Raw genomic sequence first — 572 nt, forward strand, 5'->3', positions numbered from 1 at the left:
GAAGCGGTGCAGGGCGCTCTTGAGGTTGATGGCGAGCGTTTGCTCGACGCCGAAGAGCGCATGGTCATCGATCTGCAGTTGCAGGAACTGGCCGAACTGATGAAAGGTACTGAGGGTTACGCCATCGAGCAGCAGACCAAGCGTCTGTCGCAAGTGACCGATGCTTTGGCTGCCCGCCGCATGGATCTGACGGTGAAAGCCGCTCTGTCGGGGCGCAATCTGAATGAAATCGAGGATATCTGATGCCGCAGGTCATTTTTCTGCCCCACGAGAAGTTCTGCCCTGAAGGCATGGTGGTCGAGGCTGCGCCCGGCACCTCGATTCTCGAACTGGCCCACGAACACCACATCGAGATGGAAAGCGCCTGCGGCGGCGTGTGTGCTTGCACCACCTGCCACTGCATCATCCGCGAGGGTTTCGACTCGATGGAAGAGGCTGACGAGCTGGAAGAAGACTTCCTTGATCGTGCCTGGGGTCTCGAGGCGCAATCGCGTCTGGCTTGCCAGGCTATCGTTGGTGAAGAAGACATCACCGTCGAAATTCCGAAATATTCGCTTAACCATGCGGCTGAA

The 572-nt window shown here is 57.9% G+C and carries 1 protein-coding gene and 1 pseudogene; both read left to right on the forward strand.

What is annotated here, in order from left to right:
• Positions 1-243 (forward strand): annotated as a pseudogene (hscA, locus tag BK660_RS31225) (Fe-S protein assembly chaperone HscA); the annotation flags it as partial.
• Positions 243-572 (forward strand): ISC system 2Fe-2S type ferredoxin (gene fdx, locus BK660_RS31230; RefSeq protein WP_123436440.1); only part of this gene is annotated, 330 nt, incomplete at its 3' end. The pseudogene hscA and the gene fdx, both read left to right, overlap by 1 nt.

Source organism: Pseudomonas brassicacearum (assembly GCF_003732265.1).
GTDB classification, from domain to species: domain Bacteria; phylum Pseudomonadota; class Gammaproteobacteria; order Pseudomonadales; family Pseudomonadaceae; genus Aquipseudomonas; species Aquipseudomonas brassicacearum_D.